Here is a 22,077-nt window from a genome sequence, read left to right as displayed (position 1 = left end):
TGTCACACGTGAGTTATAAGGCTAGCACAGTTAACACAGAGGAGCGTGCAACCGCGGGGGTCAAGAGGCGAGGTTAGTGACCGGCTCACCGCTAATAAAGGCATTTAAATTTGCAAAGGCATCGCCGAAATAAAGCTCATAGCTATCTTTTTCGACATAACCCACGTGAGGGGTCGCCAGGCAATTGGGCAGTTGAATGAGCGGATCATCATGCGTGGGTTCACTGTCGAAAACATCGACCGCCGCACGCCCGGGCCTGCCTGCCTTTAGGGCACTGACCAAAGCGCCTGGGGCAATTAACGGTGCGCGGCTGGTGTTGACCAGAAGGGCGGTGGGGTTCATGCGGGCAAGGTGATGTGCAGTGACTATACCGCGGGTCTCATCATTCAGGCGCAGGTGTAAGCTCAGCACATCGGCGCGTTGAAAAAGATCATCCTGGCTCTCGGCAACCGTTAAACCCGCCTCAAGCGCGCGTGCCTGAGTGCTTTCGCGGCCCCATACCAGCACGTTCATCTCGAATGCCTGGGCGTAGCGGGCCACTAGGCTGCCTATTTTTCCGAAACCGAAAATCCCCAATGTGCGTCCCTTCAGCCCGGTACCTAGCGTTTGCTGCCAGTGGCCAGCTTTAAGGTTGGCTACTTCTTCAGGTATGTGACGCATGGCTGATAGGATCAGCCCCCAAGTCAATTCAGCTGCCGCGTAGGGTGAGCCTTTACCCGCCATTACCGTGATGCCACGGCGCTGGCAGGCCTTGAGATCCACATGGGCTGCGCCGCCGCCGGTTTGGCTAATCACTTTTAAGTTGGGTAAGCGTTCCAGGAGCTCTGCAGTGATAGGAGTACGCTCACGGATGAGTACTAACGCATCTGCTGTCTGAAAGCGTTCGACTAGCGCCTCCAGATCGGTCAGCGTATCGTGATAAACCGTTACGTCATGCCTGCTCAGTGCAGCAAAGGCATTAAGGTGACGCACACAGTCCTGATAATCATCGGCAATCACGATCTTCATTGGCAGGTCCTTGGTCGGTGTAACATCATCATAAACGCAGCGCCGATAGCGTGCTGTTATAAAGTGATACTACCCTTACGTTTGGCAATCAAGGAGCAATGAATGAGCGACTATTTATTAGAGGATTCTCCGTTAAGCGCTGGGATTATTTATCGCCTGCTCTCAGGAAGTATCTGCCCACGCCCGATTGCGTGGGTAGCCACTCAAGGTACCAGTGGGAAGGACAATCTTGCGCCCTTTTCGTTTTTCAATGTGGCAAGCGTGACCCCGCCTGTCTTGGCTTTTTCGCCACTTCTAGATGGCAGCGGGCAGCCGAAAGATACAATTCGCAATCTAGAGGAATTGCCGGAATGCGTGGTGCATATTGGTAGTGAAGCGCTGATCGAAGCGCTGAACACAACTAGTGCCAGCCTGCCCAGAGAGGAAGATGAGTTTACGCTTGCAGGGCTTGAGAAAGCGCCAATGTCAGGCGTTTCAGTGCCGCGTATCGCAGCATCCCCAGTTGCCTTTGGTTGCAAGCTCTATGAGTTGATTCGCTTTGGCGACCAGCCTTTGGCGGGTACGCTGGTGTTGGCGCAGATAGTGTCTATTCATATCGATGACGCCGTATGGGATGGCCGTCATGTAGATATCGATTTACTCAAGCCTATTGGCCGGCTAGCGGGTAGTGACTACGCTCGTGCAACCGACCGCTTTGCTATTGAGCGCCCGGCTTAATCTAGCAAGCCTGCACTGAGCTATGTCTGAAGCTATTTCAGGTTCTATATCCGTTTCTATATCAGGTTCTATGTCTCGGGCCAGAACTGCCTGGTGCTTAGGTCAGAAACGCTTTCAATACAATTCTTATAAAGCAATCGCTAACTTAAGTATAAATAAGCTTTAGTTAAACTACCCCCTGCCGATACTAGTAGCGTGATATCCGTTTTTGGAAAGAGCGTTGTAATGGCGCTCAAGGTCGTCATTTATATCGATTTTTTTGGAAAATGAATACCTAACCCTTGCCCTAAGCGGTTATCCTTAGCCGCCTTATTAGAGGTGCTTTTTCAAAAAAAAGCAGACGTTACCTGTATAACTTCTGACACAAGCGAACACCCATAATGAAAAAGACTTTCAGTATCCGCGCCATGTTAATCAGCCTTTTCATCATGGCAATGCTGGGCGCGGTTGCGCTTGCTGCTACCGGTTGGTTTACCAATCAGCGGCTTATCAACTCCCAGCACACTATTACCGATGAGGTGCTTCCCCTTCAGGATGCCAGCCGCCGTTTGGTACTGACCATGGCCGCTTTTGGCCAACGCCATAGTGAGCTGCTCGCTGCAGAAGATGAGTCTGCACTGGAAAACGTCGTGTCTGAAGAGACACTTAATCAACGTTTTATGGATGCACGCGAAGCGCTGAAAGAGGACGGGGCTCAAGCGCAGCTGGCAACCCTCGATAGTCATTATAATGCGCTATTGGACGGTGATGCTGAGCTTGAAATGGTGCGTCAGGTTGAGCTTAATCTGAAATCGGAAATGGACGCCCAGCTGGGCAACATGGAAATGTTTGTGAGTAGCGCCATGAGTAGCGCGGAAGAGATCGCTAACGTTTCGGTGCTTAATCAGCAGCGCTATCAGCGTGATCAAAGGGACCTTATGGAGGCGTGGCGTGAAGATGACATGACCACGCTACCCACAACGATTCTGGATGGTTTGTTTGTTCAGGGCGCCAATATAGGGCGTTATAGTGCCGATGTACGTACGGCACTGGCGATGTTGGCAGGATATGGCCATCAAATGGTACAGGCGTCCAATAGCGGGATGCTTTCCATGTTACGTCAGCAGTTTATTGAAACGCAGTTTAGCCAGGTGCGTAGTTCATTATCCGCTATTCTCGATGCGCCTAATTCCGATAGAAATCAGGCGCGTATGGTCACTGCGCTGTCTGAGGTGGTCGACGAGCTTGAAAGCATCATGATAACCGGCCCCATGTCGGTGTCTATGCTGCGTGAGCAGCAGCTGGAGCTCAGTGAGCAGGTTCAGATAGCGCTTACGAATGTCGCAAGCGCTATGCAAGCAATGCAGCAAGCGCTAGGCGAGGTAGAAAACTACGCCGTTGCTCAGGCGGATAGTGCCGTTAACCGGGCTGAAGCCTTAGCAGCTACCGGTTTGACGCTGCTGATTGGCGTAACGCTTGGAGTTGTTACGCTACTGGCCATCTTTGGCTGGCGTACGCTGGTACGTGTTCTAGGCCCGCTGGTCGCCATGCGTCGTCAGATGGAAAATATTAGCGGTGCCGCCGGTGAAAATGCCGACCTTTCACAGCGCCTGATGTTACAGCGCAATGATGAAGTGGGCCAAACCGCTCAGGCCTTTAACCGGATGATGGATACGTTCGAAGGTATGGTCGCGCAGATTCGGGAAAGCGCTGAGGCCATTGCTGCGAGTAGCCGACAGATTGCCAGCGGCAATGAAAACCTCTCCCAGCGTACCGACCAGCAGTCCGCTTCGCTTGCGGAAACAGCGTCTAGCCTTGAGCAAATTACCTCGACAGTGAAGCAAACCGCCGATTACGCATACCAGGCCAAAGACGCCAGTGGCAGTGTTGATCAGCGAGCCCGCTCGGCAGGAGATGTCGCCAAGCGCACTACAGCCGCGATGAGTGACATTCGCGAAGCGAGCGAGAAAATCACCTCAATCATTAAAGCCATTGACGATATTGCCTTCCAGACCAACTTACTGGCGCTAAATGCCTCCGTAGAGGCCGCTCGTGCAGGCGAACAGGGGCGTGGCTTTGCGGTAGTGGCCCAGGAAGTGCGTAAACTTGCCGGGCGCAGTGCGGATGAGGCGGCGCAAATCCGGCATCTGGTCGATGATAGCGTGGCCAAGGTCAGCGAGGGTGAGGAGTTGGTAAATGCCTCCAGCACGCACCTTCAGGAAATTATCGATAGTCTCTCTGAAGTCACGCGCTACGTGACCGAGATCGCCGACGCAACGCAAGAGCAGTCTACGGGGATCGAGCAGATCAACCAGGCGATTTCCCAGCTAGATCAGGTAACCCACCAGAACGCTCGCTTAGTGCAGGATGCTTCAAGCGCGAGCCAGGAGCTTGATGAGCGTGCCGGTGATATGCATACGCTGGTTAGCCGCTTCAGGGTTAGCGACAGCGTTGGGCAAAATGCACTTTCATTACCGCAACATAAGGCACCGATGCAGTTAACCTAACCATCGCCGCCGTGCTTTCTTTCAGCGAACGTGTCTTAGGCACGTTCGCTGTGTTGCGTTTTAGGGGTTGATTTATAGCCGAGGTGCCTGCACCCATCAAGAGACAGTCATCCAAATCAAGGAAGTGAAATGACGACATTAGTGATTGGCGCCAACGGGCAGATCGGTAAACAGTTTTGCGAGCTGGCCAAACAGGCTGATGTGCCGATCAAGGCCATGGTGCGCAAGGATGAGCAAGCTGCCTGGTTTACTGAACGCGGCATCGAAACGGTGATCGCCGACCTTGAAGGTGAGCTTGAACATGCCTTTGAAGGCTGCGATCAGGTGGTTTTCACCGCCGGTTCTGGGCCACACACCGGCCCGGATAAAACGCTCATGATCGATCTGTTTGGTGCTATTCGGGCCGCCGATATTGCCAGTGAAAAAGGGCTTGATCGCTATATTATGGTGAGCGCTATTCGCGCAGAGCGCCCTTTGGATGCACCCGAAAAGATGCGCCCTTACATGGCTGCCAAGTTTGCCGCGGATAGCCACCTACGCTTTGCCAAAGTTCCCCACGTCATCCTCAAGCCAGGCCCCTTGACTGATGAGAAGGCAACGCACGGATTTGCCGGAACGATGCAGGCATCTCCTGAACAATCCATTACCCGGGCAGATGTTGCTCATGCCTTACTGCACGTTGTGAAAACACCTACGTTGAAAGATAAGGAGTTCACACTCTTGAACGGTAAGGAATCCATTAGTGACCTCGTGCACTAAACCCGAGCCCTTATTGACGCTCGATGCGCCTGTCGGCGTGATTGCCGACACGCATGGGTTGCTACGCGATGAAGCCCTCACTTACTTAACGGGGTGTGGGCTCATTCTTCATTTAGGCGATGTCGGCCAAAAGCCGGAAGATCAGTCCATTCTTGATCGCCTTGAGCAAATAGCGCCGCTGTTTGTGGTTAAGGGCAACATCGATACCGCTCCATGGGCCGAGTCATTGCCGCTAACCCATTCGCTTGACGTAAATGGTTGGCGGCTGCATCTGGTACATCGCCTTATCGATTTCGATGAAGCGACGCCTTGTGATGTGGTTTTGCATGGCCACTCTCACAAGCCGCGTAACGAGTGGCAAGAGGATCGCCTGCTATTTAACCCCGGCGCGGCGGGCAAGCGTCGCTTTAAACTACCTATTACGCTTGGCAAATTATGGCTTGAAGAGCACCAGATAAAGCGCGCGATTATTCACTTACCGCTTTGAAGGCGCGTTCTTGGTCATAAAAAACAGTGTAGTAATGACGTACTACCCCTGAAGTAAAAGCGCTTGTTAGGCTTGTGTTACACACTCAGCGTGTGCTCGATGATAAAACAATAAGGAGTGCGGAGATGAGCAGCAAGCGTATCTTGATGATTACTGGCGACTTTACTGAAGATTACGAAACCATGGTTCCTTTCCAGGCATTAATGGCAGTTGGCCATCAGGTAGATGCTGTTTGCCCTGGCAAGGCATCGGGTGACACCGTGGCGACGGCGATTCATGATTTCGAAGGTGATCAAACCTATTCTGAAAAACCTGGTCACCGATTTGCGCTCAATGCCGATTTTGAGCGTATCGATCCCGCTGATTATGATGCCCTGGTGGTACCCGGTGGGCGTGCTCCGGAATACCTACGTTTGAATCAAGATGTGTTGACGATGGTTCGGCACTTTTTTGAAGCCAACAAGCCTGTCGCCGCGATTTGCCACGGCGCACAACTGTTAGCCGCTGCAAAAGTGCTCGAAGGAAGGCAGTGTTCTGCATACCCCGCTTGCCAGCCAGAAGTTGAGCTTGCGGGCGGGCATTTCGCCAGCATCGACGTAAGTGATGCGGTAACCGATGGCAACCTGGTAACGGCGCCCGCTTGGCCAGCACACCCGGCTTGGCTTGCTCAATTTATGGCGCTGCTAAACAAGTGAGCACTGGGTCGTTAGCATAATCATATAAAGCGAAGCCTGCGCGCCTAACCGACATGCATCTACAGACATGCATCTACAGACATTAGGCGCGTAGCGTCGTTGCCCGCTATGCTAACGACTTATCTGAACGTTAAGAGATCACACCCATGTGCAAACTCTTTATTCACGCCAATCCTGAGCTGTGGTCCAGCGCGACGCATTCACTGCGTATTGATGGCATGGTGACGAGCGTGCGAATGGAGCACTACTTCTGGCTCATTCTGGAAGAGATCGCCACGCGTGATGGTATGAATACGGCTCAACTGATTACTCGCCTATATCATGAATCTATCGATGCCGGACACGACCTGGGTAATTTCACCTCGTTTTTACGCGTGTGCGCGCTGCGTTACCAGGCGCTTCAACTATCGGGAGACATTCCCGCTCAGCATGAGGTACCGATTGCGACTCTGGATGCCGAGGAAATACTCATTCGTGAAAGTCGATCCAGGCGCAGCCAGGTTCACTAATCCTTACCGCCTCAGAGTTATAATGAGCAACATTAAGGCACCGATGGGTAGCGATAAAGATAGTGGCGGAGACGGTACTTGAAACAGTACTTGAGACGGTACTTGAGACAGTACTTGAAACAGTACTTGAAACAGTACTCAAGACAGTCATTAACAGGACTTTTATGACAGATGTTGCCACTGCCGTGCGTCAATTACTCGCCACGGCACCGGAAAAAACATTACCGATGACTTATCAACAAGTGGCGGCGGCATTGGGCTTGACGCCTCCTCGTACTATTCAGCGGGTAACGCAGGCGTTGGAACAGCTTATGCGCGACGATGCCGCTTCTCATCGGCCATTTATCGCTGCATTGGTGGTCAGCCGCCGGGGCGAAAATATGCCCGCCGCTGGGTTCTTTGAGCAAGCCGTCGCGTTGGGGCGCTTTCCTGCTCACCCCATACAGCATACGGAGGCTTATCGCGCTGAATATCAGCAGGCGTTGGCATCGCGTTCAAACGCATAATCTTATTTAGATGGCTTGCGTAACGGATCAAGCAAGTCGCTCAGCCCGTTATGGTCAATCTCCTGCATTAGTTGCAGCAGCTGGCCAATTTCTCCCGATGGAAATCCCTCCCGCGCAAACCAGTTAAGATAGGGCCCCGGCAGATCGGCAATCAGCCAGCCCTGGTGTTTGCCGAATGGCATCGTACGGGTGACCAGTTTTTCAAGGTCTTCAGGCCTCATATCTTTGTTTCCTCTGTGCTTATCTACCGCGCTGGTTTCCGAAAAGACGTAATTTTGTTAGACTTTAGTCGACAAATTATACCCCCCTCGATGCCGGGCGATTATAGCTTCGGTAAGTTACTTATGTATCGTCTGGATATGACATGCACAAACGTTTTAGTTTTTTACTCTGCACACCGCTTCTGGCGATGGCAGCGATGCCCGTTTCGGCTGATGAGCCTGTTGATGTTGTATTAATTGGTGGCGGTATCATGAGCGCCACACTAGGTACCTATCTTCAAGAATTAGAACCTGATTGGGATATCTATCTTTACGAACGCCTGAGTCAGGTTGCTGAAGAAAGTTCCAACGCCTGGAATAACGCAGGCAGCGGCCACTCTGCCTTTATGGAAATGAATTATACGCCGGGTGATGGCGAGCACGTTGAAATTGAGCGCGCGGTTAATGTTACCGAACAGTTTGAAATTTCCCGTCAGTTCTGGGCCCATCAGGTTGACCAAGGGATTCTTAGCGACCCCAAAGCCTTTATTAATTCGGTACCGCATCACGCGTTGGTGTGGGGGCAAGACGATGTCGCTTTCCTGCGCGAACGTTATGCACGCATGACTGAAAACCCGCTATATGAAGGCATGGAATACTCGGAAGATCGCCAGGAGATCGCTGAGTGGATGCCGCTTGTCATGGTCGGTCGTGATGACAACGAGCCGGTTGCCGCGACCCGCATGCAGATGGGTACAGAAGTTAACTATGGTGCCCAGGCTCGCCAGATGATTGAAGGCTTGGGTGATAGCGATAACTTCACCCTCTCGCTTAACAGTGAAGTGCGCGGCCTTGAACGCAATGACGACGATACCTGGCATGTGACGATTAAAAACCTGGAAAGCGGTGATGAATCCACCGTTGACGCCCGGTTTGTGTTTATTGGGGCTGGCGGTGCCGCGCTGCCGCTACTTCAGGAATCTGGTATTCCGGAAGCGAATGCCTATGCCGGCTTCCCGGTGGGCGGTCAGTTCCTGTACACCACCAATCCTGACGTTGTGTCTCAACATCAGATCAAGGTATACGCCAAAGCGGGCGAAGGCTCTCCGCCAATGTCGGTGCCGCACCTAGACTTCCGTAACCTGGATGGCAAGCCAGCGCTGTTCTATGGCCCGTTTGCGACTTTCTCGAGCAAGTTTCTGAAAGAAGGCTCGTGGACTGACCTATTTGGCTCCATGACGTTTGATAATATCTGGCCGACAACTCAGGTAGGAATGCACAATTTCAACCTGGTGCGCTACCTGGTGGGCCAGGTAATGATGTCAGATGATGACCGCTTTGAAGCACTGCAGGATTTTTACCCCGAAGCGAACAGCGATGATTGGGAGCTGTGGACTGCTGGCCAGCGGGTTCAGATCATCAAGGATGACCCTGAGCGTGGCGGACTCCTGCAGTTTGGTACCGAAGTGGTAAGCTCTGAAGACGGCTCTATTGCCGCACTTCTGGGTGCTTCACCCGGTGCCTCTACCGCGCCGCCCATCATGCTGCATTTGCTGGAAAACGTGTTCGCTGAGCAGGTACAAAGCGACGAGTGGCAGGAAAAACTGACCCAGATCGTGCCTTCCTACGGCCAGCGCCTTTCCGAAAACCCAGAGCTGCTGCGTGAAATGCGTGTATATACGGCAGAAGCGCTTAAGCTGAATGAGCCGATGAATGCTGCTGAAACAGACACAGACGTTCAAACGGAAGTTGAAAACGTACAGCCTGAATCAGAAGCCGCTGATGCCGGTGAAGAAAGCAGCGCTGACGAAAACGTTGATACACAAAGCGAAGAGCAGGACGCCGAAATACAAGAAGTTGCTCTGTAAGGTTTTGCCAACTCAAACCTGAATGCACTAACGTGCCATATCAGGTGCGCTCGATAACGCTAGCCCCTTTCAAGGGGCTAGCGTTTTTTTGGCTTCAATAATCACAATTGGCGGCTTCACAAATCAGTTGGGCAAGGGCGCGGGCTGGGGCACTCAGCTGGCTACTGGCACGATGAATCAACCCTACATCGCGATGAAACGTATGTTCACCTAGCGAGATGGCGCGCACCGCTGGCGGCCAAGGCTGCAATGCGGCTACCTCCGGCACCAGGGCAATACCCACGCCGTTGGCAACCAGTTGAATAATAGTGTCCAGTTCATCCACCTCACACAGCTCACGCACGTGGCAATGCTGGGCGCGTAAAAAGCGGTCGACCTGGCGGCCACCAAACGAGGTGCGGTCATAACGCACAAAAGGTTCTCGGGTCAGCAGCTCGCGCCAGTCATCACCTTCAACAGAAGTCGGGACTATCAGCCGATAAGGTTCATGGGCAAGCGGTGTCCAGCGTAAATCGCTGTGCAGCGAGAAAAACGGCCGAATAATGGCCGCCATATCAAGCTCACCTGCATCCACCTGATTGACCAGTGCCATGGAAAGCCCCGGCAGCACGCGGCTCCGACAGTCTGGATAGGCACGGTGAAAGCGAGCCAGGGCACTGGGCAGTAGCGAGCGCTGAATGGAGGCGATAGCGCCTATGTTCACCGGCGTTCTGGCAGGTTTATCGGCATTGGCTTCGCCAAGCGTCCGGTAAAGGGCTAATAGGGTATGTGCCTGTTGAAGTACTTCCTGGCCTTGCGCCGTTAATACCGCCGCGCGGCCTTTTCGGGCAAACAGGGTAACGCCCAGCTGTTCTTCTAGTCGCTTCATCTGTGCGCTGACGGCTGCTTGCGTCAAGCCGATCTTTTGGCCTGCCGAGGCAAAGGTGCCTTCTTGAGCAACGGCCGTTAAGGTTTTCAATTCTCGTATCATTGATAAATAATATTTGTGAATTAATGAAAAAGATATTGATTTTATTTTTATATCGCGCGGCCTAGGATGACTAATACAGGTTGGCACTTTGTTTGCGCCACGCCTTACAAAACGATAGCTAACAGGAGACCACTATGAGCCTTTCCCCTTTCCATCTTGCCATCCCGGTTTACGATGTGGCGCTAGCTCGGGCTTTTTACAACGACGTTTTCGGCTTAGAAGAAGGGCGCTCCAGTGACAACTGGGTCGACTTCAATTTCTTTGGTCACCAGCTTGTGATTCACGGGCATCCTAAAACGCCCAGCCAAGAAAACGCTCATACCAACCCGGTAGATGGCCACGACGTTCCGGTGCCGCATTTTGGGGTGATTCTAGAGTGGGATGAGTGGGAGGAGCTTGCCGAGCGCTTGAAGGCACATAATACCGTTTTCGTAATTGAGCCCTACGTGCGCTTTAAAGGCCAAGTGGGTGAGCAGGCCACCATGTTCTTGCTCGACCCATGCGGTAACGCGTTAGAGTTCAAGGCATTCAAGGACAAGAGCCAAATCTTTGCCAAGTGAGTTTGCCACGTAATCTGGCCAAGTAAGTGATAATTACCCCTGCAGCATTTGCTCCTGGCGGCGATGTTGCAGGGGAGATTCGCCAAAGTAGCGTTTATAGTCGCGGCTGAATTGCGGCACGCTACGATAGCCCACCGCCAATGCCGCCTGATTGACGTTATGCCCCTGCTGCGACAGAAGCTGCTGAGCTTTTATTAGCCGCAGCCGCTTCAGATACTGGGCAGGGGAAGCGCGAGTAATCTGCTTGAAATAGTGATGAAACGTCGAAACGCTCATACTGGCCTGCTGGGCTAACTGCTCGACCTTAAACTCATCAGCGAAACTTACGTGAAGCCTCGACAACACCTGCACTATTCGTGAGTAGTGCCCCTGTCCGTTTACTAGTGCTCTAAGCGCTGGCCCTTGCTCCCCTTTCAGCGCCTCGAAAACCACTTCACGAATGCGTGCTGCTCCCATGATGGCGCATTCTGTTGCGCACGTCAGTGTAACGGCTAGCCGATCCACCGCCTCCTGCATGCCTGATGTCATGGCAACCGACGCCATGGGTTTTGGGGAAATAGTCGGTGCGCTGATATCGCCCATGGCCATGACCATTTCGCTTAACAGCGCCGGATCCAACTTTACCGAAATACCCAGCAGTGGCGCTTCGGGTGAACCATAGGTTTCACACTCAAACGGCAGCGGTAGGGTCTGTACCAAGTATTGCCCGGGGTTATAGTGAATTTCACGATCGCCCAGATAGCCCACTTTTCGGCCCAGAGCAATAACGGTCAGACTGGGCTCGTACAGTAACGGAGTGCGCGCTTGATGGCGCCCCAGACACAGCAGTGAGACGCCGGATAAGCGCGTCTGGGTGATGCCGTCTGCCTTGGTTAGCGTTGCAATAATGCGTGCCAAGGGCGGGTAGGTAGGTAACAGCGTGCTCATGAAGACCTGCCAGAAATGTTTGAAAATGGGCAGCTTAAGATAATAATGTCAAATATCGGCCATTTTTTGTTATTTTATCACAATTATATGGAGGAATAGGCAAAAAATACGGAGCTTCGCTCATCGTTATTGCTGCTCAATCGGCGAATAATAGTCAGGCGTCCTCGTGGTCAAGAGGATCACCGATTTAAGGAGTTTTATCTGATGAGCCAAGCCAAATCCTACGCTGCCTTTGCGGCGGATAAACCGTTAGCGCCTTTTTCATTTGAGCGTCGTCAGCCGCGTGCTGATGATGTCGCCATTGAGATTCTTTACTGTGGGGTTTGTCACAGCGACCTGCACTTTGCCCGTAACGATTGGGGCATGAGTCAGTACCCGGTTGTGCCCGGCCATGAAATCGTGGGCCGTGTCACTGCAGTAGGCCACAAGGTGAGCCGCTTCAAGGAAGGCGACCTGGTAGGTGTCGGCTGCATGGTCGACTCCTGTCAGACCTGCAGCGCGTGCAAAGATGGCGTGGAACAGTACTGTCTGGAAGGGTTTACCATGACCTACGGCAGCCTAGATCGGCAGGATAGCACTATTACTCAGGGCGGCTATTCAGATGCTATCGTGGTTAGCGAACACTTTGTAATGAAGATGCCGGACGGCATTGATCTGGCTTCTGCGGCGCCCATCCTTTGTGCTGGTATTACCACTTATTCGCCACTCAAACATTACGGTGTAGGCAAAGGCCACAAGGTGGGCGTTATCGGCATGGGTGGTCTAGGCCACATGGGCGTCAAACTGGCCAAAGCGTTGGGTGCTGAAGTTACCGTATTTACCCGCTCAGATGCCAAGGTAGAAGAGGCCAAGCGCAATGGCGCTGACCACGTCGTTGTTTCAAGCGACACGTCCCAGATGGAGGCTGTCGCGGAAAGTTTTGATTTCATGCTGGATACCGTGCCGGTCCAGCATGACTTGAATCCTTACCTTGCATCACTCAAATACGACGGCACGCATATTATTGTCGGTCTTTTAGAGCCGATTGAACCAGCTATTGAAGCCTTCAACCTAGTGCTCAAGCGCAGAGTAGTAGCTGGCTCCTTGATTGGCGGTATTGCTGAGACCGAGGAACTGCTCGCGCTATGCGCTGAGAAGGGAATTACCTGTGATATCGAGATGCTGAATATCAATAACATCAATGAAGGCTTCGAGCGTATGGAGAAAGGCGACGTGCGCTATCGTTTTGTGATTGACATGGCCACGCTAAAGGACTCTGCCGACTAACGGAAAGTGAGTAACGATTAGGAGTGTTAACCACCCATCGGGGCTTTTGCTGCGGTGGGCTTTTTTATGTCCTCGCGTTATACATAGGTCGATAGTACGCCGTAAAAAGCTTCTGCTTGGTTTATTCTGGCCTCTGTTAATGATCAATATCTAAAAAAGCAAGGGGATCAAATAGATGAGGCATCTCTCGATTAAGTGGGGTTTGACCGCTGCATTGGCATTGATGGTACTTATGATCGGATTGATCAGTGGCCTTGGATTTTACGCCAATCATACAAGTGGCCGAGCACTTGAGGAGCTTGCCGATATCAATGTGCGATTGACGAACCTTGCCAACCGAACCCAGGTCAATGCGTTAAGAGCGCAAACTTTTCTGGACCGTTTTGCAAGCTTTAGCACTCAGGGGAACCCGGAAAAAGGCCAAGCCAGCCTACTAATGGCGACGGAAGCAGTCGCCGCAGCGCAGGCGCGCTTTGATGAGTTTCAAGCGCTTCCAGTACTATCGGAAAGCGAATTGGCAGGCTATCGCGAGGCGGTAGTGGTGGCTTACGAAGCGTTCGTTATTAATGGCATCATACCTTTGCTGGAAGCGGCGCCGTTTCAGGTTCAGCGGCGTCAGGAGGCGTTAGGCGAGAGCAGCGCCCAGCTTGACGAGGCCATGGGGGATTTTATTACCTATACCGAGAGTCGAGGGCGGCGAGTGATTGAGCAAGTTGACCAGCTAGCGCAAATAATCGGGGTCATCGCCCTGGTCTTGCTGTTCATTTCCTTTGTTGCGGCGATTCTTATCCGTATAGCAATGATGCGTGGCGTAGTACACCCGCTTAACCAGGCGATAGCGCATTTTGCGCATATTGCCGACGGTGACTTGACCGGGCGTATCGAAGCGCGGGGTCGAAACGAAGTGGGCCAACTATTTAGCGCGTTAGCCACAATGCAGGCTAAGCTAAAAACGCTGGTCATCTCGTTAAGAAGCAGCAGTGAAAGTGTCTTTAGCGGTGCTGGCGATATCTCGGTAGGAAGCCAGGATCTCTCCTCACGTACCGAGCAGCAGGCATCGGCGCTTCAGCAGACGGCTTCGAGCATGGAAGAAATGTCGACCACGGTGAGCAAAAATGCCGAAACGGCGGTAGCCGCCGACCAGCTGTCGGTGGCGGCCTCGCAGTCTGCCAAGGCGGGGGGAGAGGAAGTTCAGCATACGGTGCAGTTGATGCGTGACATTGCGGCCAGCGCGAATCGCGTTAACGATATTATCGGTGTGATCGACTCGATTGCGTTTCAAACCAATATTCTGGCGCTTAATGCGTCGGTTGAAGCTGCTAGAGCCGGTGAGCAAGGGCGCGGGTTTGCGGTCGTCGCCAGTGAAGTTCGCTTGCTTGCCACCCGTAGTGCGGAATCAGCCAAGGAAATTCGTGGCTTAATTGAGCAAACGACGTCGCAAATCACAGGTGGCGCCGCGCAGGCTGAACGCAGTGGGCACACCATTCAGCAAACGGTTCAGGCGATCGGTCAGGTAACCGCCCTGATGGGCGAAATATCAACGGCAAGCCGTGAGCAAACCGGAGGTATCGAGCAAATAAATGCGGCGCTGACGGAAATGGATTCAGTCACTCAGCAAAATGCCGCACTGGTGCAACAAACCAGTGCCGCCGCTGGGGCGCTTGAAGATCAGGCGCGTCAATTAGCCGAACTCATGGCAACTTTTCGCCTTGATGAGCAGGCAGGTAAGGCCCCAGTATATTTGGCGTCTTCTGCATTGCCCTCATCATGGTCTACGGAGACTAGCTCCTCTACTAAAAAGCCTTCCCGACAGGTTGGTGTTAAAGAAACGGCCGCTGATGATTGGGATGAGTTTTAAATAAACGTTTTGGTGTTTCACCTGACCGGGCTGGTAAGAAAGTTAACAAGCCTGGTCAGGGTGCTGAGTAGAACGTCTTCTCAGTACAAACTAGACGTGGGCTGATACCCGTAAGCGTACGTAGTCAGCGGTCCAATTGCCTTGGCCATCGTTTAAACTATGGCTCAGCAGCATGATGGTGTTATCAATTATGGAGTGGCGGAGATCCTCTTCCAGCCCATGTAAAAACGGGCTGGCGAAGGTTTCAATCCAACCTGTCATGCCTGTAGGTAACGCAGTAGGGCGAGGGATCAGCTCGATGGAATCCACCTGAAATCCAACGGTTTGTAGTAAGTGGGCGTACTCTTCGGTGGTTGGGAAATACCATGGATGCCGCCCGCGAGCGCTAACCCCTCGAAACTGAAGCGACGCAATCAGTGCGGTGCAAATGGCCGCAACGTTACCGTGCCCACCAAACTCAGCGACAAACCGACCGCCCGGTTTCAATGCACGCTTAACGCCAGACAGAACCGCTTGTGGGTCAAGCATCCAGTGCAGAGCAGCGTTGCTAAAAACGGCATCAAATTCGTGATCAAATGGAAGGTCGTGCGCATCAACCAGACGCGCGGTAATCCCGCGTTGGCGGGCGGCCTCCACCATGTCCTCTGAGGTATCAACGCCTAACACATCGGCGCCGAGCTGCATCAATTGCTCAGTTAATGCACCGTCACCGCAGCCCAAGTCTAAAATGCGTTGGCCCGGTTGAGGCGAGAGCAGCTTAACGACATCACTACCCAGTTTGGAAACAAAGTCAGCATTTCTAGCATATTGGCCAGCATCCCACTCTTGACCAGGCGCATTCGGCGTAATGTTGTTCATGGCGGCTTCCTAGCATCGTTATATTTCAAGGGGAGTACAAAGAGTATAGCCTGCGGCGGCATAACGTCTGCGCCGACAAGAAAATATCTGATTTTTTAAGCGTATGAACGTTAACTCAGATGCCACTTTTGAGCGCCTTTTCTGCCTTATAAGATCACTTACGGTCTAGTGCTTGCTATCTAGCTCATCACGTCAGACACGATTTTAATCACACTCCGCCTTTGACTCTCCATCAAAGGAAAAGTCGTTTTATTGTATTAATTTGCATGTCTCACTATGTGAGATGAATTGGTCGTTTTGTCTTGTTATGTTTTAAAACAAAGAAGCCAATAATGATAAAAACCATGTCAACTTATGAGCAATCTCATCGTGCTGGGCCCGCCACGCTGATTCATGCAATGCAGATACTAAAAGTGACGGCGCAGGGTGGCCACCGTGGTGCAAGCATCGACGACTATTTAACGGCGCTTGACTTCAGTCGTCCCACACTTTATCGCTTGCTGAAAAGCCTTAAGCAGCAAGGTTATTTGCGATCATCACCTGTTAGAGGCCGTTATCTATTGGGTTACGAACTCCTGGTGCTAGGTGCTCAGGCGGGTAATGGGGCGGGGCTTCGTGACTTGTCTCGTCCCAGGTTATTGGCGCTAGCCCAACGGCTTGGGGATAGTTTTTATCTGTTTGCTCAGGATGGCGTTAATGCGGTCTGCCTGGAAGTCCAAAACGGCGCCTATCCTGTTGGCAGTTTTGTACGAGCGACGGGGGGACGTGTGCCGTTAGGCGTAGGGCAAGCCTCTATTGCGCTGCTCGCTTACCTTCCCGTTGAAGAGCAACAAGACATATTAAGCCGCAATGCAGAAACTCTTCTGAATGAGTATGGGATTTCCATTGCGGCAGTCAACGTTGAAATTACCCACCTAAAGGAGCACGGATTTGCGCGGGGCGTTGAAGGCTCTTTGCTGCCCGAATACGCCGGGCTAGCTATTCCCATTCTTGATCATAGCGGGCACCCGTTGGGCGCGATGAGCTGCTCAATGCTCAAGTCGCGCATGACGGACACTCACCGCAAAGAGGTTCTGGAAAACATGCACTCTGAGGTTCGCGAAATGATTGATCAGGCCCACGGATTACTTTATCTGGAATAACTACCATGTCACTACCCACTCACCCTACTCACCAGCGAAGTTGCGGCTGGAACGACTGGCTACCCACGCGCCAGGAAAAACCATCTCTTCAAGGCTCTGACGTCGCCGACGTGGTGATTATTGGCGCTGGTTATACGGGTGTGGCTGCGGCGATGGCGTGGCAAAAACATCATTCCCAAGACCGCGTTACGTTACTTGAAGCCGATAGCATCGGTGAAGGTAGCCCTGGGCGAAATTCTGGTTTCATGCTTGAAGTGGCGCTAGCTAATGACGCGCATCCCAATGAATTGGCGCGTATGGCCAAGTTGAACGCGCTTAGTCGCCAAACGATGGCGCTATTGCGTGAGCGAGTCGAGCAATATGGCATTGATTGCCAGCTTCATCATAGCGGCACCTATCGAGCGGCACGTAGCGATATTGGGCAGCATGCGCTACACCAATACCGTGAGTTTCTCGAAGGGGCTGGCTTAAGCTATCAAGCTATTGATAAGGCTGAGCTTTATGAACGGCTGGGCACTAATTACTACCAGCAGGGGCTTTATTCGCCGGATTGCTATCTGGTGCAACCGGCTGCACTGATCACCGGCTTGGTGGATAACCTTGATCCTGCCATTCAGCTATTTGAACGCTCACCGGCTATCGGCGTTTTACCTGATGGCGCTGGCTGGCGCGTAATCACGCCTGAAGGCGAAGTTAAAACGCCAACCGTCATTCTTGCCAACAATGCGTTCTCGCGTGCATTAGGTGCTGACACCTCGCGGTTAACGGCCATCTATACGTATGCAGCATTAACGCCTCCTCTCTCTAGCGCCGACCAGCAGCGCATTATTAGTGAGCAATGGGGACTACTGCCGGCGCACCGCCTGGGTTGTACGCTGCGAACCACCAGTGATGGACGGCTGATGATTCGCTCACGTTATAGCTACGAAAAAGAGGCTGACAATGCACTTATTGAGGCTGAGCTGAAAGCCAGTCTTGAGGCTCGCTATCCTGAGCTTGGCCCTGTGCATTTCGACAAGATGTGGGGCGGAACCACGGGCCTGACGTATAACGGCGCGCCGTTTTGGGGTGAACTGCAGTCAGGCCTGTATGTCTCGGCTGGGTGTAACGGTGGGGGAATAGTCAAAGGCACCTATTTGGGGGATGCCCTGGCGCGCCATGCGTTAGGTTTACCGGTTGAGGATATTGCATCGCTATTTGGTAAAGCCAGCTGGATGCCCCCGAGCCCGATACGCAAGCTGGGGTTCTATTTAAAAAGCGGTATCGAGCGTCGTAAAGCAAAACGTGAAACTTGAAAGCTCCTTCCTTATAAAAACAGAGAGATTCCTATGGATCCCCAAGCACATATCGGATTGCTGTCCATTCTTCCTGCCACGTTAGCTATTATCCTGGCATTTATTACGCGTAATACCGTTTTCTCATTAGCAGTGGCCTGCTTTGTCGGCGTGATTACACTGGGGAATGGCTTGATGGGCTTTCCCACCCTGTTAAAGGAAACGTTGGGCACGACCAGCTTCTCCTGGATACTGCTTCTCGAGTTGTTCATTGGTACGGTCATTGCTTTCTTTCAGCGCACCGGAGCCATCCAAAACTTTACGGCTTGGGTTGAGCGTCGCGCCTTAACACGTGTCCGCGTTCAGCTCATAGCCTGGCTGATGGGTATGTTTGTCTTCTTTAGCGACTATTTCAGCCCCTTGTTCGTGGGTAGTACGATGCGCGGTTTGACTGACCGCTACAGGGTCTCCCGTGAAAAGCTTGCCTATATTGCCGACTCAACATCCGCACCGGTCAGCGTATTGGTTCCAATCACCGGGTGGGCCGTATTTATCTCTGGCCTGCTGATTGGTATGGGGCCCATTGAAACTGCCGGGCAGGCGATGGGCGTATTTCTTAATGCGATCCCTTTTAACCTCTATGCCTGGCTTTCTGTACTTATGGTGGGCCTGGTGATAATTGGCATCATTCCTCTATTTGGGCCCATGCGTCAGGCCGAAAAGCGTGCGCAAGAAGAAGGAAAAGTGCTTCGCGATGGTGCCGAGCCCCTGGTGGGTGAGGAGTTGACGGAAATTCCCGCCTATGAAGGCGCACGTACGGGGCTACTGTTAAACTTTTTTGCCCCGGTAATGATTGTTATTGGTGTCGCGGTAGGAACTTTCATTGTCATGGGTTCTGCTAAAACCATGGAAGCTTTTTTGGCCGCTGCGGTATTCCTGGGCGTTGTAATGCGCCTGCAAGGCATCCCCTTTAACGACATCATGAAAACAGCAATTTCAGGAATGAAAGGCGTTATGCCGGCCATTATTATTCTTGCGCTGGCTTATTCGCTTAATCAGCTTTCCAAGGATATGGGCACCGCCAGCTATATCGTGGAAATTTCCTCGGGCTGGCTTACGCCTTCGCTGTTGCCCGCCATGACGTTTCTAATTGCGGCATTGGTAGCTTTTTCAACAGGTTCATCCTGGGGTACTTTCGCGATCATGATGCCGCTGGCAGTGCCTCTGGCATTTAATTTTAGTGGCGATGTGCTTACCCCGCTGATATATGCAACGGTTGCTGCCGTAGCCGGTGGAGGAGTGTTCGGAGATCACTGCTCACCGCTATCGGACACTTCGGTGCTTGCGTCCACTGGGGCGGCTTCTGATCACATTGACCATATTAAAACCCAAATCCCGTTTGCATTGACCGTTGCTCTGTTCTCTCTGGCCGCCTATTTGGTTGTTGGTCTGTCGCTCTAATATTTAACGCTTGGCTCCACCTGCTTATCAATCAGCTTTACGACATCAGCAAAACTCTCCGTTGTTAAGCAGCAAGACTTATTATTGCTATCTTGATAGGTAGGCCAATAAACAGGAGATAGATAATGGCAGGCGGATGGGCAAAGGATGGTGCCGAACAAGAGCAAATCGAAAGAACGCTGGACGATGCCGTTGAGCTGGCTCGCAGCCGACTCCCTCGGGGGGAAAGTCGTAAATATTGTGAAGAGTGTGATGGGGTGATCCCTGAGGCACGCCGTATTGCTGTTCCCGGTGTACGGCTATGCGTTGCTTGTCAGAACGAGCACGATAAAAAACAGTCGAATGCTGGCAGTTATAATCGTCGAGGTAGTAAAGATAGCCAGCTTCGCTAGCAGGCCCACTATACTTTTTCTTGAGGCCTAATATATTGCATCTTATTTGGTGAAACGTTTAGCAGTAAGCTAGCGGCGTGGTGCTGTGCAATTCTAATGTTCGATAAGCGATACTCTATTTAGACGAGGAACCATGAACGACGTTATTAAACTCTTGAAATCCCACCGCTCCATTCGAAAATTCAGCGATCGCCCCGTTGCGCACGAATTACTGATCGAGCTTATCCAGGCAGGGCAAGGCGCTGCAACGTCCAGCCATGTTCAGGCATACACGGTTATTCATGTCAAAAACGCAGCTAACCGCGAGCAGATTGCTGAGCTGGCGGGGGGGCAGTCATATATTGCCAGCTGTGCAGATTTTCTGGTCTTCTGTGCCGATATGAAACGCCCAACCGAGGCGTCTGAGCGAGCGGGTTCCAACGTCGTACGCGGAATGACCGAGCAGCTGCTGGTAGCCACGGTAGACACCGCTTTAATGGCCCAGAATGTCGCGACAGCCGCTGAATCCGAAGGGTTGGGCATCTGTTATATCGGCGGGATCCGCAATAATCCACAGGCTGTCAGCGATCTTTTAAAGCTGCCTGAGCATGTTTACCCCGTATTTGGTATGTGCCTTGGCTACCCGGCCCATGAGCCAGAAGTAAAGCCCCGCCTGCCGGTTGAGGCTATTTTAAAAGAAGACTACTACAGTGACGACAGCGCGCAGGTGCAAGCGTTTGATGACACCATGCAGACGTATTATCAATCGCGTAGCAGTGGTAATAAACATTCCGACTGGTCGCAAAACCTAAAGCCGCTATTTGATAACAAGCTGCGTCCGCATATGCGTGACTTCCTGATCGAGCGTGGTTTTGAAATGAAATAAAAGCGCTGTTAGGTCAACGCAATGGCAAAGGCCACTGCTGGGCGACTTAATTTACTTCGTGAACGGCCTAATTCACTGTGGTCTTAGGGCTGCAGTGATAATCTGTAAACTGCCGTTGTCGAGGAAGCATTATGTATAAGCTACAAGCGGGTGTGGGTTTAGTAATGGTCGTGTCGCTATTGATCGCAGGTTGTGGTGACGAGGAGCATGAACCGCTTCGTGAACGATCGGATCAGACATCCAGCAACGTTCTACCTGCTGATGCGCCAAAAAACGTTGAGCAGGCATCGGTCGCGCCTTTAGAGGTGGCGATCTCGACATCTGTTTCCTTGCGCACTGACCGGCGTTTAATGGTTGAAGGCGAAACCAATCTTCCTGATCAGGCGCAGGTGCAGATCATTGTAGAGCGTGAAGTAAGTCGAGTTCGTTGGCATGCGCGTACCAATGTAAATAATGGTCGCTTCAGTGCTGGCCCGTTCGGTTCGGGAAGCGGTTTGCCGGATGGCACTTATGTAGTAAGCGTGCAGCTTTCCGCAGCAAGCGTACAGCCTGAGGCTGTGCAAGATCGCATTGGTCGCCGTGGGGAGCATTTGGCGGGAGAGCTGGTAAGCCAATCCCGCCATGGGTTAGGACAGTTGGCCACCTACTCACGCCGTTTCTTGGTGGGGGATGAACCAAGACGAACACGTGACCAGGTGGAAGTTCATTAAAATATTATGGGGAGGGGGATGCTTTAGACAGAACGCCAATGGGCGAGTAGTACGGCGTGAATAGCAGTGTCAGAGGGCGCTTTTGCAAAGTGCTCAAGGACAAAGCGATCATCACGTTTTATAAGGTAATGCCCTGCTTTATGAAACACATGCGTCGGACCCAGTAGCAGTAGATCATTCGCTGCAACAGGGGCGAAGTCTGTGTCAGGACCGGGAGTGGCCATAACGCATGGCGCCTTCCAGTCAATGTTTAAAGACAGGTGATGCGGCACGGTAATTGTCGTTGCCTGTACCTGTTCCCAGGGGAGGGGGCCAGTGTGCGTCAACGTCAATAGTTGAGGAGCAGTGTCACCTTCTAACAGGGTGGCAAGCGAACAGTCGAGCGCTTCGGCAAGTGCGACTAAGCGCTCATGACCGATTTGCTTAATTGCGCCTGATTCCCAGTAAGAGATAGTGACATCCGACACGCCAACGTTGCGTGCTAGGGCAGCTTTATTTAGCTTGGCCCGAAGCCGCAATTGCTTGATTCGTGAGCCTAGCGATTCCATTTCGATTTCCT

Annotated in this window: 23 protein-coding genes; 17 read left to right on the top strand and 6 right to left on the bottom strand. The window is 52.3% G+C overall.

Annotated elements, in window-relative coordinates; all coding sequences use genetic code 11:
• Positions 1-60 precede the first annotated feature (60 nt).
• On the bottom strand, positions 61-1,008 hold the full coding sequence (locus ACT3R7_RS13165; RefSeq protein WP_193091230.1) for a D-2-hydroxyacid dehydrogenase family protein: 948 nt from the start codon (positions 1,006-1,008) through the stop codon (positions 61-63).
• 102 nt (positions 1,009-1,110) lie between these two features.
• Between ACT3R7_RS13165 and ACT3R7_RS13160 the strand changes: the two genes are divergently transcribed.
• The 7 genes from ACT3R7_RS13160 to ACT3R7_RS13130 all read left to right on the top strand — a co-directional run bounded on the left by ACT3R7_RS13160 (position 1,111) and on the right by ACT3R7_RS13130 (position 7,167).
• Complete coding sequence (locus tag ACT3R7_RS13160) at positions 1,111-1,725, top strand: flavin reductase family protein (protein ID WP_192536896.1); 615 nt, start codon at positions 1,111-1,113, stop codon at positions 1,723-1,725.
• Positions 1,726-2,105: 380 nt separating this feature from the next.
• Entirely contained in the window at positions 2,106-4,211 is a 2,106-nt protein-coding gene (locus ACT3R7_RS13155) for a methyl-accepting chemotaxis protein (protein ID WP_193091231.1), read from the top strand.
• A 129-nt stretch (positions 4,212-4,340) separates the two neighbouring features.
• Positions 4,341-4,970, top strand: a complete 630-nt coding sequence (locus ACT3R7_RS13150; RefSeq protein ID WP_193091232.1) for an SDR family oxidoreductase — start codon at positions 4,341-4,343, stop codon at positions 4,968-4,970.
• Positions 4,954-5,457, top strand: a complete 504-nt coding sequence (locus tag ACT3R7_RS13145; protein WP_193091233.1) for a metallophosphoesterase family protein — start codon at positions 4,954-4,956, stop codon at positions 5,455-5,457. The genes ACT3R7_RS13150 and ACT3R7_RS13145 overlap by 17 nt, the downstream gene beginning before the upstream one ends.
• Positions 5,458-5,582: 125 nt before the next feature.
• Positions 5,583-6,152 (top strand): DJ-1/PfpI family protein, encoded by a 570-nt coding sequence (locus ACT3R7_RS13140; RefSeq protein WP_018916588.1) that lies wholly within the window; start codon positions 5,583-5,585, stop codon positions 6,150-6,152.
• 146 nt (positions 6,153-6,298) lie between these two features.
• Positions 6,299-6,661, top strand: a complete 363-nt coding sequence (locus ACT3R7_RS13135; protein WP_193091234.1) for a ribbon-helix-helix domain-containing protein — start codon at positions 6,299-6,301, stop codon at positions 6,659-6,661.
• 164 nt (positions 6,662-6,825) lie between these two features.
• Complete coding sequence (locus tag ACT3R7_RS13130) at positions 6,826-7,167, top strand: hypothetical protein (RefSeq protein ID WP_193091235.1); 342 nt, start codon at positions 6,826-6,828, stop codon at positions 7,165-7,167.
• 2 nt (positions 7,168-7,169) lie between these two features.
• Here ACT3R7_RS13130 and ACT3R7_RS13125 read toward each other — a convergent pair whose 3' ends face one another.
• Positions 7,170-7,388, bottom strand: a complete 219-nt coding sequence (locus ACT3R7_RS13125) for a DUF3820 family protein (RefSeq protein ID WP_192536902.1) — start codon at positions 7,386-7,388, stop codon at positions 7,170-7,172.
• A gap of 143 nt (positions 7,389-7,531) precedes the next feature.
• Here ACT3R7_RS13125 and mqo point away from each other — a divergent pair, with 143 nt between their 5' ends.
• Positions 7,532-9,235: a malate dehydrogenase (quinone) gene (mqo, locus tag ACT3R7_RS13120; protein ID WP_192536903.1), complete on the top strand. Its 1,704-nt coding sequence runs from the start codon at positions 7,532-7,534 to the stop codon at positions 9,233-9,235.
• A 94-nt stretch (positions 9,236-9,329) separates the two neighbouring features.
• Here mqo and ACT3R7_RS13115 read toward each other — a convergent pair whose 3' ends face one another.
• Positions 9,330-10,205: a LysR family transcriptional regulator gene (locus ACT3R7_RS13115; RefSeq protein WP_192536904.1), complete on the bottom strand. Its 876-nt coding sequence runs from the start codon at positions 10,203-10,205 to the stop codon at positions 9,330-9,332.
• Between the two features lie 134 nt (positions 10,206-10,339).
• Here ACT3R7_RS13115 and ACT3R7_RS13110 point away from each other — a divergent pair, with 134 nt between their 5' ends.
• The gene (locus ACT3R7_RS13110) at positions 10,340-10,765 is read left to right on the top strand and encodes a VOC family protein (protein ID WP_192536905.1); all 426 of its coding nucleotides are present in this window, start codon (positions 10,340-10,342) and stop codon (positions 10,763-10,765) included.
• A gap of 33 nt (positions 10,766-10,798) precedes the next feature.
• Here the strand turns inward: ACT3R7_RS13110 and ACT3R7_RS13105 are convergent, their stop codons facing one another.
• Positions 10,799-11,692: an AraC family transcriptional regulator gene (locus tag ACT3R7_RS13105; protein WP_192536906.1), complete on the bottom strand. Its 894-nt coding sequence runs from the start codon at positions 11,690-11,692 to the stop codon at positions 10,799-10,801.
• 204 nt (positions 11,693-11,896) lie between these two features.
• Between ACT3R7_RS13105 and ACT3R7_RS13100 the strand changes: the two genes are divergently transcribed.
• Entirely contained in the window at positions 11,897-12,958 is a 1,062-nt protein-coding gene (locus tag ACT3R7_RS13100) for an NAD(P)-dependent alcohol dehydrogenase (RefSeq protein ID WP_192536907.1), read from the top strand.
• 175 nt (positions 12,959-13,133) lie between these two features.
• A complete protein-coding gene (locus ACT3R7_RS13095; protein ID WP_192536908.1) occupies positions 13,134-14,816 on the top strand; it encodes a methyl-accepting chemotaxis protein in 1,683 nt (560 codons plus the stop codon).
• Between the two features lie 90 nt (positions 14,817-14,906).
• Here ACT3R7_RS13095 and ACT3R7_RS13090 read toward each other — a convergent pair whose 3' ends face one another.
• Positions 14,907-15,674 carry a class I SAM-dependent methyltransferase gene (locus tag ACT3R7_RS13090; protein WP_192536909.1) on the bottom strand — a complete coding sequence of 256 codons (768 nt, stop codon included), beginning with the start codon at positions 15,672-15,674 and terminating at the stop codon, positions 14,907-14,909.
• 344 nt (positions 15,675-16,018) lie between these two features.
• On the opposite strand from ACT3R7_RS13090, the gene ACT3R7_RS13085 reads away from it, so the two are divergent.
• The 6 genes from ACT3R7_RS13085 to ACT3R7_RS13060 all read left to right on the top strand — a co-directional run bounded on the left by ACT3R7_RS13085 (position 16,019) and on the right by ACT3R7_RS13060 (position 21,518).
• On the top strand, positions 16,019-16,816 hold the full coding sequence (locus tag ACT3R7_RS13085) for an IclR family transcriptional regulator (RefSeq protein ID WP_225736030.1): 798 nt from the start codon (positions 16,019-16,021) through the stop codon (positions 16,814-16,816).
• Positions 16,817-16,821: 5 nt separating this feature from the next.
• Positions 16,822-18,111: an NAD(P)/FAD-dependent oxidoreductase gene (locus ACT3R7_RS13080; protein WP_192536911.1), complete on the top strand. Its 1,290-nt coding sequence runs from the start codon at positions 16,822-16,824 to the stop codon at positions 18,109-18,111.
• Between the two features lie 33 nt (positions 18,112-18,144).
• Positions 18,145-19,551 (top strand): Na+/H+ antiporter NhaC family protein, encoded by a 1,407-nt coding sequence (locus ACT3R7_RS13075; RefSeq protein WP_192536912.1) that lies wholly within the window; start codon positions 18,145-18,147, stop codon positions 19,549-19,551.
• A 125-nt stretch (positions 19,552-19,676) separates the two neighbouring features.
• Positions 19,677-19,943: a DksA/TraR family C4-type zinc finger protein gene (locus tag ACT3R7_RS13070; protein WP_192536913.1), complete on the top strand. Its 267-nt coding sequence runs from the start codon at positions 19,677-19,679 to the stop codon at positions 19,941-19,943.
• A 133-nt stretch (positions 19,944-20,076) separates the two neighbouring features.
• A complete protein-coding gene (gene nfsA / locus ACT3R7_RS13065; protein ID WP_192536914.1) occupies positions 20,077-20,808 on the top strand; it encodes an oxygen-insensitive NADPH nitroreductase in 732 nt (243 codons plus the stop codon).
• A gap of 131 nt (positions 20,809-20,939) precedes the next feature.
• A complete protein-coding gene (locus ACT3R7_RS13060) occupies positions 20,940-21,518 on the top strand; it encodes a hypothetical protein (RefSeq protein WP_192536915.1) in 579 nt (192 codons plus the stop codon).
• Positions 21,519-21,541: 23 nt separating this feature from the next.
• Here the strand turns inward: ACT3R7_RS13060 and ACT3R7_RS13055 are convergent, their stop codons facing one another.
• Complete coding sequence (locus ACT3R7_RS13055; protein ID WP_192536916.1) at positions 21,542-22,066, bottom strand: helix-turn-helix domain-containing protein; 525 nt, start codon at positions 22,064-22,066, stop codon at positions 21,542-21,544.
• Positions 22,067-22,077 lie beyond the last annotated feature (11 nt).

It is taken from the genome of Halomonas sp. AOP43-A1-21 (assembly GCF_052376775.1).
GTDB classification, from domain to species: Bacteria; Pseudomonadota; Gammaproteobacteria; order Pseudomonadales; family Halomonadaceae; genus Vreelandella; species Vreelandella colorata.
The sequence above is the reverse complement of the archived record's forward strand: the minus strand, read 5'-3'. Positions and strand labels throughout refer to the sequence as shown.

What these genes read in the sequence shown, in the direction of transcription:
- ACT3R7_RS13165 (WP_193091230.1), bottom strand. Translation starts at nt 1,008, where the DNA reads ATGAAGATCGTGATTGCCGATGATTATCAGGACTGTGTGCGTCACCTT.
- ACT3R7_RS13160 (WP_192536896.1), top strand. Translation starts at nt 1,111, where the DNA reads ATGAGCGACTATTTATTAGAGGATTCTCCGTTAAGCGCTGGGATTATT.
- ACT3R7_RS13155 (WP_193091231.1), top strand. Translation starts at nt 2,106, where the DNA reads ATGAAAAAGACTTTCAGTATCCGCGCCATGTTAATCAGCCTTTTCATC.
- ACT3R7_RS13150 (WP_193091232.1), top strand. Translation starts at nt 4,341, where the DNA reads ATGACGACATTAGTGATTGGCGCCAACGGGCAGATCGGTAAACAGTTT.
- ACT3R7_RS13140 (WP_018916588.1), top strand. Translation starts at nt 5,583, where the DNA reads ATGAGCAGCAAGCGTATCTTGATGATTACTGGCGACTTTACTGAAGAT.
- ACT3R7_RS13135 (WP_193091234.1), top strand. Translation starts at nt 6,299, where the DNA reads ATGTGCAAACTCTTTATTCACGCCAATCCTGAGCTGTGGTCCAGCGCG.
- ACT3R7_RS13130 (WP_193091235.1), top strand. Translation starts at nt 6,826, where the DNA reads ATGACAGATGTTGCCACTGCCGTGCGTCAATTACTCGCCACGGCACCG.
- ACT3R7_RS13125 (WP_192536902.1), bottom strand. Translation starts at nt 7,388, where the DNA reads ATGAGGCCTGAAGACCTTGAAAAACTGGTCACCCGTACGATGCCATTC.
- mqo (WP_192536903.1), top strand. Translation starts at nt 7,532, where the DNA reads ATGCACAAACGTTTTAGTTTTTTACTCTGCACACCGCTTCTGGCGATG.
- ACT3R7_RS13115 (WP_192536904.1), bottom strand. Translation starts at nt 10,205, where the DNA reads ATGATACGAGAATTGAAAACCTTAACGGCCGTTGCTCAAGAAGGCACC.
- ACT3R7_RS13110 (WP_192536905.1), top strand. Translation starts at nt 10,340, where the DNA reads ATGAGCCTTTCCCCTTTCCATCTTGCCATCCCGGTTTACGATGTGGCG.
- ACT3R7_RS13105 (WP_192536906.1), bottom strand. Translation starts at nt 11,692, where the DNA reads ATGAGCACGCTGTTACCTACCTACCCGCCCTTGGCACGCATTATTGCA.
- ACT3R7_RS13100 (WP_192536907.1), top strand. Translation starts at nt 11,897, where the DNA reads ATGAGCCAAGCCAAATCCTACGCTGCCTTTGCGGCGGATAAACCGTTA.
- ACT3R7_RS13095 (WP_192536908.1), top strand. Translation starts at nt 13,134, where the DNA reads ATGAGGCATCTCTCGATTAAGTGGGGTTTGACCGCTGCATTGGCATTG.
- ACT3R7_RS13090 (WP_192536909.1), bottom strand. Translation starts at nt 15,674, where the DNA reads ATGAACAACATTACGCCGAATGCGCCTGGTCAAGAGTGGGATGCTGGC.
- ACT3R7_RS13085 (WP_225736030.1), top strand. Translation starts at nt 16,019, where the DNA reads ATGTCAACTTATGAGCAATCTCATCGTGCTGGGCCCGCCACGCTGATT.
- ACT3R7_RS13080 (WP_192536911.1), top strand. Translation starts at nt 16,822, where the DNA reads ATGTCACTACCCACTCACCCTACTCACCAGCGAAGTTGCGGCTGGAAC.
- ACT3R7_RS13075 (WP_192536912.1), top strand. Translation starts at nt 18,145, where the DNA reads ATGGATCCCCAAGCACATATCGGATTGCTGTCCATTCTTCCTGCCACG.
- ACT3R7_RS13070 (WP_192536913.1), top strand. Translation starts at nt 19,677, where the DNA reads ATGGCAGGCGGATGGGCAAAGGATGGTGCCGAACAAGAGCAAATCGAA.
- nfsA (WP_192536914.1), top strand. Translation starts at nt 20,077, where the DNA reads ATGAACGACGTTATTAAACTCTTGAAATCCCACCGCTCCATTCGAAAA.
- ACT3R7_RS13060 (WP_192536915.1), top strand. Translation starts at nt 20,940, where the DNA reads ATGTATAAGCTACAAGCGGGTGTGGGTTTAGTAATGGTCGTGTCGCTA.
- ACT3R7_RS13055 (WP_192536916.1), bottom strand. Translation starts at nt 22,066, where the DNA reads ATGGAATCGCTAGGCTCACGAATCAAGCAATTGCGGCTTCGGGCCAAG.